General features: G+C 59.5%; 12 protein-coding genes. 8 read left to right on the plus strand and 4 right to left on the minus strand.

Annotation, left to right across the window (positions count from 1 at the left end):
• Positions 1 to 59 precede the first annotated feature (59 nt).
• Positions 60 to 986 (plus strand): DUF4399 domain-containing protein, encoded by a 927-nt coding sequence (locus Q3C01_RS32185; RefSeq protein WP_458149294.1) that lies wholly within the window; start codon positions 60 to 62, stop codon positions 984 to 986.
• Between the two features lie 7 nt (positions 987 to 993).
• Positions 994 to 2,313: a caspase family protein gene (locus tag Q3C01_RS32190; protein ID WP_458149295.1), complete on the plus strand. Its 1,320-nt coding sequence runs from the start codon at positions 994 to 996 to the stop codon at positions 2,311 to 2,313.
• 101 nt (positions 2,314 to 2,414) lie between these two features.
• On the opposite strand, the gene Q3C01_RS32195 is transcribed toward Q3C01_RS32190, so the two are convergent.
• Both Q3C01_RS32195 and Q3C01_RS32200 read right to left on the minus strand, forming a co-directional pair.
• Positions 2,415 to 4,211 carry a flavin-containing monooxygenase gene (locus Q3C01_RS32195; protein WP_458149296.1) on the minus strand — a complete coding sequence of 599 codons (1,797 nt, stop codon included), beginning with the start codon at positions 4,209 to 4,211 and terminating at the stop codon, positions 2,415 to 2,417.
• 989 nt (positions 4,212 to 5,200) lie between these two features.
• Positions 5,201 to 6,928: a hypothetical protein gene (locus Q3C01_RS32200; protein ID WP_458149297.1), complete on the minus strand. Its 1,728-nt coding sequence runs from the start codon at positions 6,926 to 6,928 to the stop codon at positions 5,201 to 5,203.
• Here Q3C01_RS32200 and Q3C01_RS32205 point away from each other — a divergent pair.
• Entirely contained in the window at positions 6,918 to 7,448 is a 531-nt protein-coding gene (locus tag Q3C01_RS32205) for a hypothetical protein (protein ID WP_458149298.1), read from the plus strand. The genes Q3C01_RS32200 and Q3C01_RS32205 overlap by 11 nt on opposite strands.
• A gap of 584 nt (positions 7,449 to 8,032) precedes the next feature.
• On the opposite strand, the gene Q3C01_RS32210 is transcribed toward Q3C01_RS32205, so the two are convergent.
• Together Q3C01_RS32210 and ku are read right to left on the minus strand one after the other, a co-directional pair.
• A complete protein-coding gene (locus Q3C01_RS32210) occupies positions 8,033 to 8,647 on the minus strand; it encodes a cell envelope biogenesis protein TolA (RefSeq protein WP_458149299.1) in 615 nt (204 codons plus the stop codon).
• Between the two features lie 183 nt (positions 8,648 to 8,830).
• On the minus strand, positions 8,831 to 9,763 hold the full coding sequence (gene ku / locus Q3C01_RS32215; protein WP_458149342.1) for a non-homologous end joining protein Ku: 933 nt from the start codon (positions 9,761 to 9,763) through the stop codon (positions 8,831 to 8,833).
• Positions 9,764 to 9,907: 144 nt separating this feature from the next.
• Here ku and Q3C01_RS32220 point away from each other — a divergent pair, with 144 nt between their 5' ends.
• The 5 genes from Q3C01_RS32220 to Q3C01_RS32240 all read left to right on the plus strand — a co-directional run bounded on the left by Q3C01_RS32220 (position 9,908) and on the right by Q3C01_RS32240 (position 13,884).
• On the plus strand, positions 9,908 to 10,303 hold the full coding sequence (locus Q3C01_RS32220) for a hypothetical protein (RefSeq protein ID WP_458149300.1): 396 nt from the start codon (positions 9,908 to 9,910) through the stop codon (positions 10,301 to 10,303).
• Positions 10,304 to 10,349: 46 nt separating this feature from the next.
• Positions 10,350 to 10,799: a hypothetical protein gene (locus Q3C01_RS32225; RefSeq protein WP_458149301.1), complete on the plus strand. Its 450-nt coding sequence runs from the start codon at positions 10,350 to 10,352 to the stop codon at positions 10,797 to 10,799.
• Between the two features lie 3 nt (positions 10,800 to 10,802).
• Positions 10,803 to 11,525: an SOS response-associated peptidase gene (locus Q3C01_RS32230; protein WP_458149302.1), complete on the plus strand. Its 723-nt coding sequence runs from the start codon at positions 10,803 to 10,805 to the stop codon at positions 11,523 to 11,525.
• Positions 11,526 to 11,731: 206 nt separating this feature from the next.
• Positions 11,732 to 12,922: a cysteine desulfurase family protein gene (locus Q3C01_RS32235; protein WP_458149303.1), complete on the plus strand. Its 1,191-nt coding sequence runs from the start codon at positions 11,732 to 11,734 to the stop codon at positions 12,920 to 12,922.
• Positions 12,919 to 13,884, plus strand: coding sequence for a DUF4007 family protein (locus Q3C01_RS32240; protein WP_458149304.1), 966 nt, complete (start codon positions 12,919 to 12,921; stop codon positions 13,882 to 13,884). Before Q3C01_RS32235 ends, Q3C01_RS32240 begins: the two co-directional genes overlap by 4 nt.
• Positions 13,885 to 14,350: the final 466 nt, after the last annotated feature.

Below are 14,350 nucleotides of genomic sequence, written 5' to 3' on the forward strand. Positions count from 1 at the left end.
TTTCAGATTCCCGCGACTAGTGCGGTCCAGATTGTGGTCCATGCATTGGGAAAATTGCGATGATGCAACGATTGCTGACATTGGTTTTGGTTCCATTTATCGCCAGTTTGATGCTTTGCCACGCCGTGCAGGCGCAGGCCCAGACCGGCGGGCCGACGCCGTCGCCGCCCGGGGCTGCTGTTTACTTCATCGGGTTGAAAGATGGCGACACGCTGCCAACCAAGGCGACCCTGCATTTCGGGCTGCATGGAATGGGCGTGGCGCCGGCGGGTTCCGACCGCGCCAATAGCGGTCACCATCATCTGATCATTGACGCGCCGACGCCGCCACTGAATGCCGAAATTCCAAACGACTTCCAGCACCTGCATTTCGGCGCGGGACAAACTGAGGCAGAGATTTCACTGACGCCCGGCGAGCACACCTTGCAGCTCGTGTTCGGCGACAAGAATCACGTTCCGCATTCGCCGCCGGTGGTCTCCGAGCGGATTAAGGTCAAGGTGACTGACCAGACCACCCCCGCGGCGGCCCAAGCCGCTCCTGCGACGGTTCAAGCTCCGGCCGGCGGACGTCACCCGTCACCGAAGGATGCCAAAGTTTATTTCATCTATCCAAAGAACGGGTCCTATATTTCTCCGAACCCAGTGATCCGTTTTGGCCTGTTGAATATGGGCGTGGCTCCGGCGGGCTACGACAAGCCCAACACTGGCCATCATCATTTGCTCGTCGATGCCGAGCTGCCTCCGCTCGACCAGCCGATCCCTAACGACTTCAACCACCTGCACTTCGGTGCCGGCCAGACCGAAGCGAAGATCACCCTTCCGGTCGGCCAACACAAGCTGCGCCTGCTGTTCGCCGATTTCGCCCACGTGCCGCACGATCCGCCGGTGTACTCCGACGTCATCAACGTCACCGTGACGGAGAGCGGCCAGCCACCGAGAAAGCGCTCCAAGTACCGCCATCGCTCATGGCGGAGTTATGGATATTGATGCAGCGATGAAACTGCGCCACCTCTTGATCTGCGGCCTCTGCCTTGTCGGCGCAACGTTCGCCAATGCGGCAGCAGCGGAGCGTCGCGTGGCGCTGGTGGTCGGAAATTCCGCCTATAAAAACGCGTCCACGCTGTCCAACACCATCAACGACTCAAATGCGATCGCCGCGTTGTTCAAATCGATCGGCTTTGAAGTCGTTATTTCGCGCAACGATCTTGGCGTCGTCGAGTTCAAGCGCACCGTGCGGGAATTCCTCATCACGGCGGAGAACGCCGATATGGCGGTGGTCTACTACGCCGGCCACGGCCTTGAGATCGGCGGCACCAATTATCTTATCCCGGTGGATGCGCGGCTGAGCCGCGATTACGACGTCGACGACGAGGCTATCGCGCTCGACCGCATCATCTGGGCGCTGCAGCCGGTGCGCCGCCTGCGCTTGATCCTGCTTGACGCCTGCCGTGACAACCCCTTTGCAGCCAAGCTGCGCTCAGCGGGCCGCACACCGGCCAGGGGCGGACTCGCAAAGCTTGATGAAGTCGGGGCCGATACGCTGGTGGCCTACGCCGCAAAAGCCGGCTCGATTTCCTACGACGGCGACGGCGTCAACAGTCCCTATGCAATTGCGCTGCTGAAGTACCTTGCCGAGCCCGGTGTCGACATTCGGATCGCACTTGGTCGTGTCCGCGATGCGGTGATCGCCATGACTGGCGGACGTCAGGAGCCGTTCATCTATGGCTCCCTCGGCGGCGCGACCATCTCCTTGGTGTCACCGTCGGACGCACCAAAAGTCGCGCCGGCGCCGCCCGTCGCGGCTGCGCCAGCGCCACCGGCGGGTGTGCCGACCCTGCCGAAGCCGCCCATGGTCAGTCCAGCGCCGGTACCGCCAACCACGCCGCCAGCCGTAAACGCAGAGCTCTCAAAGCCGCCGCCTCCGGCGCCGGCGGCCTCCCAGATCACGGACCCATGTGTCCGCGACGAAGCGAGGCTGGCGCGTCTGCGCGCCAACCCCACGCCAGAAGAAATCATCAACTTCCAACGTGAGGTCGCATGCAGTCGGCTGCGCCCCCAAGTGCAGCGCTTGTTCGAAAGCTACGTCGGCGATGCTGCTCTGCCTGACGGGACTTCGGCGCCGCAAACGGCTCCGAAACAGCAGGCGCAGAATGAGCCTACTCGTTCCGAAGACACTTGCACACGTGACATGGCGCGTCTGCTGAGCGTGCGTGCTGAACCTACGCTCGAGGCGATCACCAGGTTTGAGAAAGAATTGGGCTGCGAGCGGCTCCGCTCCCAGCTCCGCCGACTGCGCGAGAGCGTCGCACCTTGATCTTGACTGAATCGCTTCGGTTCCTAGCCCGGAAGAATCCTCCTCCTAAGCGCGCAAATCCGCCGCGACCCAATCCGCGAGCACCTGCGAGCGGTTAAAGTTCAGGCCTTGTGATGAACGGTCTGCAGGCCATAGACCGGCGTCGGGATGCCCTCGGAGCGTGCCTTCAACTGCAGAGAAAGGAATTGCGAGTAGTGGCGCGACTGATGCAGATTACCGCCGTGGAACCATAAGCCTTCCTGCTGTGTCGGCTTCCACATGTTGCGCTGTTCGCCTTCCCATGGGCCGGGGTCCTTGGTCGTGCTCGACCCGAGCCCCCAGACCTTGCCGACCTTGTCGGCCATGTCCCGGCTGATGAGGTCGGCAACAAAGCCGTTCATCGAGGTGTAGCCGGTCGCATAGACGATCACATCGGCGGGCAGTTCCTTGCCATCGTCGAGCCTGACACCGTTAGGCGTGATTTCCTCGACCTGACCTGCAGCCAGCTTGACCTTGCCATCGATGATGAGCTGCGAGGCGCCAACATCGATGTAATAGCCGGAGCCACGCCGCAGATATTTCATGAACAGCCCGGACTCATCGTCGCCGAAATCGAGCCGAAAACCGGCTTTCGTTAGCCCCGCATAAAATTCGGCGTCGTCCTCGCGGATCTTGTCGTAGACCGGCTTTTGAAGCCCAGCCAGGATCCTGTAGGGCAGCGAGGCGAAAATCAGATCAGCCTTCGCCGTGGTCATGCCGCCGCGGACGGCACGCTCGGAATAGAGATCCGCTATCGATGCCATCAGCGAATCCGAGCGCACGATATGGGTGGTCGAGCGCTGCACCATGGTCACGTCGACGCCGGCCTCGTACAGCGCGGCGCAGATGTCATGCGCCGAATTGTTCGAGCCGATTACAACTACCTTTTTCCCCTTGCAACGGTCGGCACCTGGATGACGCGAGGAATGGTGTTGCTCGCCCTTGAAAGTGTCCATGCCTCTGAACTGCGGCATGTTCGGCTTGGCCGACATACCGGTCGCAAACACGAGCTGCTTTGGCTTCAGCGTGATTTCCTTGCCATTCCGCTCGACCGCGACGGTCCATTCCTTGTGGGCGTCGTCCCAGTCGGCGTGCTTGACCGTGGTACCGGTCCAGTAGTTCAGCTCCATGACCTTGGTGTACATCTCCAGCCAGTCGCCGATCTTGTCCTTCGGCGAAAATACCGGCCAGTTCTTCGGGAAGTCGATGTATGGCAAATGATCATACCAGACCGGGTCATGCAGGCAGAGCGACTTGTAGCGGTTGCGCCAGGAATCGCCGGCACGCTCGTTCTTCTCGACGATGATGGTAGGCACACCAAGCTGGCGCAACCGGGCTCCGAGCGCGATGCCTCCTTGGCCGCCGCCTATGATGAGCACGTAGGGCTGGGTCTTGATGCCGAGTTGCTCGGTTTCCTCGTCGCGCAACTCTTTCCACGTTTTGGCGCCAGGATTGAAGCCGTGCCGGGCGCCGAGCGGCCGTGTGAAGCCCGCCTTTTCCTCGTGACCTTTCAGCTCGACCATCGTCGTCAGCAGCGTCCAGATCTGGCCGTTCTGGAGGCGGACCAAGCCGTAGCCGCGTGCGACTTCAGTCTCGAACGAGATCCAGCACTCGGTTACGCCGCCGGCTTCAGTCGCGCTTTCCCCATCGGCGATTTTCCAGTTGCTCGGCTTTGTGCGCGCGAGGCAAGAGCTGAGCATCTCCCGCACCTGATCGCGGCCTTCCATGGTCTTTATGTTCCATGTAAAGGCAACGAGGTCGCGCCAGTAGCATTCCGAAGCGAACATCGCTACGGCCGCGTCGAGATCACTTGCCGCAAGAGCCGCTTCGAATTTGTCAAGAAAGACCTGGACGCGCGCGTTGAGCGTAGTGTCGAGCATGACTTTCTCCCGGCGGGGTCGATTTCAATCCTTCTGCAAATTGCCGAAACTACCATATCCGAACTATCGAACGAATCCACACTCGCGCGGCCCGATTTCCCGGGCAACCCCATTGGCGCGCGGTGCCCTCAATCCTTGCTACCGAAGATAGTACCTGCTTGTGTCCCCTAAAAGCGGGCTATTGGTCGTTCACTGAACTTGACTTGCGCTTTGCGCCAAGAGGGTGCTGCAAAGAAAGCGTGGCCCGCCAAGTTCAAGAGGTTGGTTCGTCTTGCCGGGAACGCGCCAAGATGAACGGTCGTGGCGTGGGGACGGCGTGTGCCGAGGATGTGGCTTTTGCGGCCGCAACGATTCCACAAATGATGGTGATGTTCGGTTGGAAAGACACGAAAATGCCGTCGACCAACATCGAAGGACGGCCGCGAGCGGCACGGATTCGACGGCATGAACGAGCCGATCGCTCAACTGCAGAACATCGCCGATTTGGCAATGTCGGAAGATAAAGAACAGAATAGTAACTTCTGAGAGCAATTGGCAAAAGAAATCCTGAGATTTCAACGCCCAAGCGTGAAAATGGTGCGCTCGGAGGGCGGTCGCATTTGGTGTGATTTCAACGGGTTACGAAGGTGGCGACGAGTTTAGGTGCATTTCACCCACAAAAGTACCTTTTCTTCTCTACACCTAGTCCCACGGATCCTCGCGACACCCAGAGCGGGCAATAGATGCTGTGGAAGAACCCGCCCTATGGCAGGTCAGTAACCCGACGGCTCGTAGCGTCATAGTTGTCGATTTTCGCAAGCTCAATCTTAACTCGATAGCCTAACTGGCCGACACCAAGGCAGCTGCGGAAGAGTTTTCTAAGCTCGCGCTGAATTGCGGAACTATCAAAGCCATGCCGCTGCGGTCCGGGACGCGTGAAAATCCATGAAAGGACGGACGATAGCAGGGATCGGCCAGCTACGGCGCGTTCAGGCGGCTTGCCGTCGACATTAAGCGGGCCCAGCCACGACCGCGTACCATCCATCGCTATTGAGCGAGTATTCCAGAATTCTCGCGCCACGAAAAACCGCGTCGAAGGAAGCAATTCCGCAGGAGGTCTTCTGCTCCTGCACTTTCTTGAATGCTTCCCCGACGAACGCGGACGCCTCCCGCCCGCCTTCATCAGTATCATCCACCTGCCCATAGGCAACAGCGTTTATCGTGAATAGATCGATTGCGATTTCTTCCCTTCTTTCTGCGCTCTCCAGTGCTTTGTCGGAAAAGAATTGGTCATCGTGATCTTGATCGATCTGCATGGCCAACCTGACCCTCGTCACATCCTTCCCGTTCGTTACGATCTCGAGAAATCCCCGTCGTCCACTTTTCAGGCGACCGACAAAACACTCTCCAGCAGGACAATTGACAGCATCTTCGAACACGAACAATCGTCCCATGACATCAACCAACTCATCCTTCTTGATGCCAAGGCTCGTCCCTTGTACCAATGATGCGGGAGGGCGCATCTTGAGAGGGTCATTGCTCTTCACCGCATCTAAGATCTCGATAGCCTGATTGTAGTATTCTCCCCGCCATTCTTTGAACTGGGCTTGCTGCGAAGCAGGGTCGGACTTTTTGTCGAATGAGAGCACGTCGGCCAGTTCGGAAAATGCCTCAGATCGAAGAAAGTTGTGAGGATGGGACTCGTCGGAAGCAGATTTCCCTACTTTCTTGACAAGGTCTGAAAATTCCGATGCGGTGATCGGAAATAGATCCGTACTGACAGCCGCCTTCATCAGAAATGGATTGATGAAGTTTAGATACTCCTCATCTCTCACGACCATCTGTTCGCGTATTGCGTCAGCCCCTTCTTTGTCTGAGAGTGAACTCACGATAGCGTCGAATTTCTGCCTGACTTCCTTCAAGTGCGACTTCCATTGATCGCATGGAAAATGATCGAAAATCACTCCTAGGTCCGCAGCTCCGAGGGACCGAATACCCTCCGTCGCTTCGGCTAGGATGCTCAATGCGAGGTAATCAGACAAACCAGCTAGGCCAGCGGCTTGAGCCAGTCTGGATTTTCCTTTGCCCTTCTCGATGTATCGTTTGAATAAATCGATCGCGACGCGGTCGGCCGCCTCTTCCCTGGATCTTACGGAAGGCCCAAACAAAAGTTTCGAAACCCACTCCGATAGGAACCCTCCAAGATCTCCGCCGGTCAAATGCGCGCTTTCATGCAAGAATATAACTGCGAGCGTAGACCTGTATGCTTCCTCGGAATCGCTATGCGGGCCTGTCGATTTCCACCCGTCCAAGAGCTTCTTCATGCCAAGCTCGTAGCCTTCTTTGGTACTCAGCTTATCGCCAAATAGAGCAAGCAACCAAGATCGCCTCAACATGTTCGCCATGGCGCTGGCGTAGACTTGAGGCGCCTCGTGCAACGGATTTTCGATATTGCGATAAAGCACCGAAAACAAAATGCCATTTTGCTCGGAAGTCTGACCGCCTAAAGATGACAGCAGCAACTGTTCCAGAAGGTACTCATCCACGAGGATGGTATCCGGAGGAAGTGCTATGATGTTGTGACGCACCGCGCTCACGCATTCGCTAAGGCGCCCCTTCGGCAAGCTGTTGAGCTCAAGATCGCCAAAGTCACTTGGTTTCAAAATGTATACGTTCACCGATTTCGGGTCATGCGGTTGGTTGACGATATAGCGGCCAGGGAGGATCGTGACCGACAATATCTCCGGCAGTATCGCCTCGAGCATTGGCTTGTACGAATCGGCTAGGAGATTTCGCTGGCGAAGAAATTCGAATATTCCGTCGCAATTTAAGGCCCAGGCAGTTGAGGGGCTCAGCAACCAAAGCAATATGATCAAGCATCGAATGGAAGCCATGCCGACCTCACGTTTTGAGGAGAGTCTTCCAGAAAAAGCCGTTCTGAAACGAGGTAATCAGTATGAAGAAGGTATCGTTGGACGAACGAATGGTTTCGTAAAACAGCGCTATGAGAACGGGAGAGATGACAAGAGCGAGGAGCGTCTTCCCAGGCGCGAGCGCGGCGACGAAGATCGCCGCGTAGGATGTTGGTGGGTGGTCCATCGTCACGACTTCGTAGATGGAACGCGCGAGGACGCCAAGGAATGTCGAAACGGTCACAACCAAGGGGACCACCCAAGGCGCTATCTGCGAAACGGGTTCTGCCCCCAATACAATCCTGTAGCGAAACTCAAGCACAATAAGAACAATAAACGCCACTAGCACAGTCAATATTGCGAATATGACGCGAGTATTGCGTGATGTCAGCATCGGAAATACCTTGTGATGATCCCGCCGAAGGATAGTTGGCTTCGAAGGCTAGTTGCAACACCCATCGGCGAAGTTGCCCGTTGGACGTGTCTTTCTGATCCGATTGCCGGACTTGGCTAGATCTTACGGCCCGTTACGGCTTCTGCCGTCAGCCAACCGCACCAGCGCGAAATCGCCTTCTCATCAAATATCCCGAGACTGGCGGTACAGCATAAAGTGGCCGTGGGGACGCTACCGCGTCCCTGATTTGATTGGCCGCCTGAAGGCGGCCTTAGCGCCACATATTCAGTTGGTCGAGACGAGTCTCCGAACGCACAGTTTCGCTCCTCCCGTCACGCCAGTTACATTGAAGACGCTTAATGGCGCTGCCTTCACGCGCCCGACAAAATCCATGCGAACCTGAAGGATGCAATCCGGCTCGACGGCGCCTCGTCCACACAACCTTTGGATAGAAACGCTGTTGCGAGACCGTATAGCGCTCACGCGTGACAGACCGCCGATTTGTACGCTGGGTGCCGCGGACCGAGAGCCGCTAACTAGCCGCGCGCGCGCCGCAGCGCAGCTTCCAATCGCATCTTTTCTTTATCCCAGCTTGTTTCTTCGGCCCGCGATCTCTTCTCAAGAGCCTCGACCTCGGCTTGGATGACCGCAGCCCGTTTCGCGTGCTGCCGCTCGGCCTTGTCCAACGCAGCCTGCGCCTTGTCGACCGCCTGCTGACGACGTTCACGCTCCTTCTGCCTGGCCGCCTCCCCTCTTGCTCGTTCAAGCTCGCGACGCCTCCGTTCCCGGTCCTGGTCAAGAGCGGTCTGTCGCTCTGCAGCCTTGTCAACGGGGCGAGAGGAAGGCTTCTTCGCCTTGGAGCCTTCCAACTTGCGGGCAGCTTTCGTTGGTCTGCCGTCGCCAAGATCGGTGGGCAGCTCGGCATGTTCTTTGAAAAATCCGTCGGATCCGACCGGGCGCCTGAGCACCACGCCGGGCCTTGCCATGGTCGCGGTGACGACGTCCGGATCATCGCTTTCCTTCGCCGCGCCTTGATGAAAGAGATTGCTGTCTGCACCCCACGCTTCGAGCGCAGCCCTCATAGAAGGAGCCGCTATCGCCAGATCGAAGAAACCGAGCGACGTCCGGTAGGTTTTCAGCTTTCTCGCCATGACGCGCACCCTGCCCACCGACGTGACCGCACGATTCCGTCGTTTCGTCTACGCCGCAAGCAGGGATTTCCCAAACCAGGTGAACAGCGCGGCCGGTTCGACGACGGGACCGAGGTTTGCTATCCGTCAAAGCCAGCCGCAGACGACGAAGCAGCCGCCGTCCGTCGTCACTTGTGACAACACCTAAGCCGACTTCCGCTGGGGTTTCGCCGCCGGCCTCTTCGCCACGGCCTCTTTCGCCGGCTTCTTGCCTGCGATCGGCATAAGCATTTCCTTCTGCCCGGCCGCCGCCTTGCGCGGCTTTTTGCTTGGCTTCCTGGGTGCCTCTGTAGCGGCCCCCCCTTCTCTTCCAATGCTCTTGCGCAGCGCGTCCATCAGGTCGACGACGTTCTCGCCTCGAGGGCGCGCCTTCGCGATGATGGGTTTGCCCGCGCGCTTCTGGTTGATGAGATCGATGAGGGCGGTTTCGTACTGGTCTTCGAACTTGTCCGGCTCGAAATGGCCTGCCTTCTGATTGACGATGTGCCTAGCCAGGTCGAGCATGTCCTTGGTGACTTTGACGTCCTGTATATCGTCGAAATACTCGTCGGCCGACCGGACTTCGTAGGGATAGCGCAGCAAGGTCCCCATCAGACCCTTGTCCAGCGGCTCCAGCGCGATGATGTGCTCGCGATTGGTCAGCACCACGCGACCGATTGCGACCTTGTTCATTTCGCGGATGGTTTCGCGGATAACGGCGAAGGCGTCGTGCCCGACTTTGCCATCTGGAGTCAGGTAGTAAGGGCGGATCAGGTAGCGTGGGTCGATCTCGCTGCGGTCGACGAACTCGTCAATCTCGATCGTTCGCGTCGATTCCAGCGCGACGTTTTCGAGTTCCTCCTTCGTCACCTCGATGAATGTGTCGGTGTCGACCTTGTAGCCCTTGACGATGTCCTCGTTGTCGACCTCCTCGCCGGTATCTGCGTCCACCTTGGCGTATTTGATGCGGTGGCCGGTCTTTCGGTTGAGTTGGTTGAACGAGACCTTTTCGGATTCCGACGTGGCCGGGTAGAGCGCTACCGGACAGGTGACGAGGGAAAGACGCAGGAAGCCTTTCCAGTTAGCGCGGGGGGCCATCGCGGGGAACTCCATTACTCGTACCGGATTCAAGACGAACGACCCGGCCTGGTTCCGACACGGCGCCCTTCCAAACAGGACGATTTTTTCACAGCTAGGGTCCGTGCGGACTCGACATTTGTTCTTGTTATGTTCTAATTCGGAATGACCGATCGACCCGCGAGCTGGCGCATCCCCACCCCAAAGCAGATGGAAAAGCTGGCCGCCGAAGCTGCCCGTAGACCGGCCCCCTCCTCTGCGCCTCCGGATGCGCCGCTCCCGGCGGAATATTGGGAATCAGTCCTGAAAGACCCGCGCGCCGACGAGAGCGGAGTCCGGAAGCAACAGCGACGTCTTTGCGAGATTCAACGCCATGTCCTGCGCATCTCATGCCGCCGGTGCGAAAGGACCGTGGAAATCCAGAAGGCCGATGCAGTCCGATTGTATGGTGGCAACGCGGTCTGGAAGGACGTAGCGCAGCGGTTGCTCGACAACACCTGCCAGCAGCGCACCGGCAGGCATGAAGAAGACGGGTGCTGGCCGGCATTCGAGACGCCCTAGCCTGTTCCGGATCGCGATCCGGTCTTTTTTGCGCCTGGATGTCTGGATGGGCCCGAAGTATCACCCCACGCCGCTGTCGGGCGGCGATCGCAAGGCTCTGTCGAAGGAGCTCGGCAAGGCGCGCGCGATGGCCACCATCCTGGCCGCCCAATCGGCGGAGATGCGGGCCAAGGGCGAGACCATGATCCAGCAGGCTGACAAGCTGCTTTGCGAAAGCTGGAATGAGCGGATGTGGAGCGATGGCGAACCGATCGATCCGTCACCCACCATCGACCAGGCCGTGAATGGAGGCTTCCCTTGGCTCGAGATCAGGTGCACGCGCTGCAAGACGCCAAGCGACGTCGACCTCGCGGTGATGAAGCACCCGCCAACCACCTTCGTGCACGATCTCGCCAGCCGGCTGCGCTGCCGCAAATGCGCGAAGGCGGGCCGGCGTCCATCCGCGACTCTGCTACAGTTGGCTTGGCAACCTCGCCACCCCAAAACCGAAGCCTGATTGATGTGCAATCTCTATTCGATCACGACAAATCAAGCTGCCATTAGCGCGCTATTCCGCGTCGTGAACCGATACGTCGGCAATCTTGCACCCATGCCCGGCGTGTTTCCCGACTACAAGGCACCGATCGTGCGCAACGGAGCCGAAGGCCGCGAGCTCGCCACGGCGCGGTGGGGGATGCCATCGTCATCAAAGGCGCTGATGGACGCCACCAAGAAACGAGCCGAGAAGCTGCAGGCCAAGGGCAAGACGGTCGATTTCAAGGAACTGCTCAGCATGGAGCCGGATGGAGGCACGACCAACATCCGGAACGTGAAGAGCAAACACTGGGCGCGCTGGCTCGGCGTCGAAAACCGCTGTGTGGTGCCGTTCAACTCTTTCAGCGAGTTCAACAAGGCCGAAGGCGGCGACATCTGGTTCGCGCTCGACGAGTCGCGCCCCCTCGCCTGTTTCGCTGGGATATGGACCAACTGGACCTCTGTCCGGAAGGTCAAGGAGGGCGAGACCACCAACGACATCTTCGCGTTCCTGACGACGGAGCCGAACGCCGAAGTTGGCGCCATCCACCCGAAGGCGATGCCGGTGATCCTGACGACGCTCGACGAGGTCGATACCTGGTTGACCACCCCTCCAGACCGGGCTCTGAAACTACAAAGGCCGCTTCCGGACGGGACGCTCCGGGTCGTCGCCCGGGGCGTCAAGGAGGACCCGGGACCGACGACGTGACCAAGGACATAGATGATTCGGCGGCGCCGCCCCCGGTCAATTAGATCGGCCCATTCGAACTCCTCGGCTGGCTCGAAATCCAGACGGGAAAGCGTCTGGACATGTCCACACCAAAGCGTCGAAATTAACCGTGGCGGCTCGCGCATTGCACGAAATTTGTTCATAGTGCGCGCAATCCTACGTACCTCGGGACCAAACAAGGGCTTATGAACATCCGATCCGACACAGCACATCGGCCGGTCGCCTTACGACGCGCCATCTACTTGGACCATCACGCGACGACACCCGTCGATCGCCGGGTGGCCGACGTGATGGTCCGGGTGATGACCGAGCAATTCGGCAATCCCAATGATCGCGGTCACGTATACGGCGACGAAGCGCGACGGATTATCGATCGGGCACGCGTTGCCGTCGGCGAACTCTTCAACGCCCCCGCGAATCAGGTCTTCTTCGCCGGCAGCGCGACGACCGCGGTAAACAGGCTGCTCGACCGCCTTGCAGCGCCGGACCGACCGCGTCCGATGAGGGTCGCCACGACGACCATCGAACATCATGGCGTTCTTGACGCGCTCGCTCGGCTGGAGAGGACGGGTCGGTGCGAGATCCGCTGGCTCGAGGTGGACCAGCAAGCGCGGATCACCCCTGCGCAGATAGAGACGGCACTGACCGACGGGTGCGATCTGCTGTGCGTCATGGCGGCAAATAACGAGGTCGGATCCGTCAATCCGATCCGGGCGATCGCGAGGCTGGCCGCCGACCGGAATGTTCCCCTCCTCGTCGACGCGTCCCAGGCCGCGGCCCACGTTCCCATCGACGTTTCGGACTGGGAGATCGGTTACCTGCTTGTGTCCGCCCATAAGATGTACGGCCCAAAGGGTATCGCGGCGGTCGTGACCAGCGCCGAACGCGAGGCCGCCTTGCGCGGCATGGAATCCGAAGAAGGTACTCCGAACGTCCCTGCAATTGCCGGTTTCGCCGAGGCGTGCCGGCTGTGCGCGCTGGAAATGGCAGCGGAGAGCGCTCGGCTTGGATTGCTCCGCGACAAGCTCGAAGCTGTTCTCCGCCGGGACGTCGATGGCCTCATCGTCAACGGTGATGCGTCAAACCGGCTGCCGCACAATCTGCACGTATCCGTGCCCGGCGTTCCCAACGAAGCGGTCGTCGCGCGCTTGTTTCGTTCGGTGGCGCTCTCTACCGGGTCGGCATGCCGATCGGGGACCGACCTGCCGTCCCACGTCCTCCAAGCGATGCGGCTACCTCAGGACGTCATCGAGGGCGCACTCAGAATTGGACTTGGTCGGGCGACTTCAGAGGAAGAGATCGAGGAGGCAGCCGTGCTCATCACCGCCGCCGTTTCGGCCGTCCGGCTCGCCATGCGGGGAGAAGCACCACGATGACGCGTTCAACGGGCGCCGCCGCGCGCAAGCCGAAACACGAGGTGGATACGCCGGCTCAATTCCGTTTCTCTGGCCACGAGACGTTCGCGTGCAGGTTCGCTTGGCTGCCGAAGGCCTGCCAAATGCTCCGGCAGGAGCCGGAACTCTGGTCGAGCGACGAAGATGCTATGGTGAGGCTCGGGCTGGGTAAGAACATGGTCCGCTCTCTCAGATTCTGGGCAGCGGCCATGGGCGTCGTCACGCCGGGAACGGGACGGACGCCGGCGATCACGGAATTCGGCGCAAAGGTCTTCGCGCCCAACGGATACGATCCCTACATCGAGCATTCGTCCACGCCTTGGCTGCTTCACTGGGCGTTGGCCTCGAACACGGCGATGCCGCTGTTCTCGTGGCACACGCTCTTCAACCGCTGGCCCTATCCCGAATTCAGCAGAAGCGACGTTCTCAAGACGCTTGCTCGGGAGAGCCGGATTCTAGGCTACGACCATTCAGAGATCACGCTGTCGCAGCATTTTGACGTGCTGCTCCATACCTATCTGCCTTCGCGGGCCAACGTAAACCTCGAAGACTCGCTGGACGGACCTCTGACAGATCTACGCCTACTCGAACATGTGGGCGATCGAAAGGGCGACGGGGGCCGACGCGAGCCGATCTATTCGTTCAGAAGAGGCCGAAAGCCTGAAGTGTCCGACGCAGTGTTTGATTTCGCGCTGCACGACTTCTGGCGGCGTCGGCACGACCAGGAATCGACCCTCTCCTTGCGCGAAATTTGCGTCGGAGATGGCAGCCCTGGACGCATCTTTCTTCTAAGCGAGGACGACGTGCGTCAGCGTCTCGAGCAGAACGTCGGCGGCACGTTCGAGTACCTACCTTCCGCAATCAGCGGCAGGATCGTCCTGTCGGCCGACCGTCCCATTTTCTCCGACCTGCTCGGTCGGGCCTATTCGAAAGCACGATCCTGATGCCGCAAGCCGATACAAGGATCCGGGAAATCTTCAAGACGCCGGGAAGATTCCTGCGCTCGACCAATCTCGAGCGCGATTTCAACGATCTGCGCGCATTAGATTCCTACGCGCTTACGCAGTTTGTGATCGACGCCTTCGAGCGCATCGCGGAAGGCGCATCCGACGGATCGGGTCGGCGGGCCTGGCGCATCACGGGCGACTACGGCGTCGGAAAGTCCTCGTTTGCGCTGTTTCTGGCGCGCCATCTCGCGGACCCCAAATCGCGGGCGACCGCAAACATGCTGAAGCAGGCCGGCGTGGCCAGGCCGGGAAAATACCGCCCCTTCATCCCGGTCCTTGTGACCGGTGATAGGGAGGGTCTGGCAGGCTCCATATCTCGGGGAATCCGTGCAGCGTTTTCGAGCGCAGGCCGGGGTAGGCCTTCGAAAGCTGTCGTGACTCTTCTATCCGCAAGCGAGAAGGC

This window comes from Bradyrhizobium sp. UFLA05-109 (assembly GCF_054185165.1).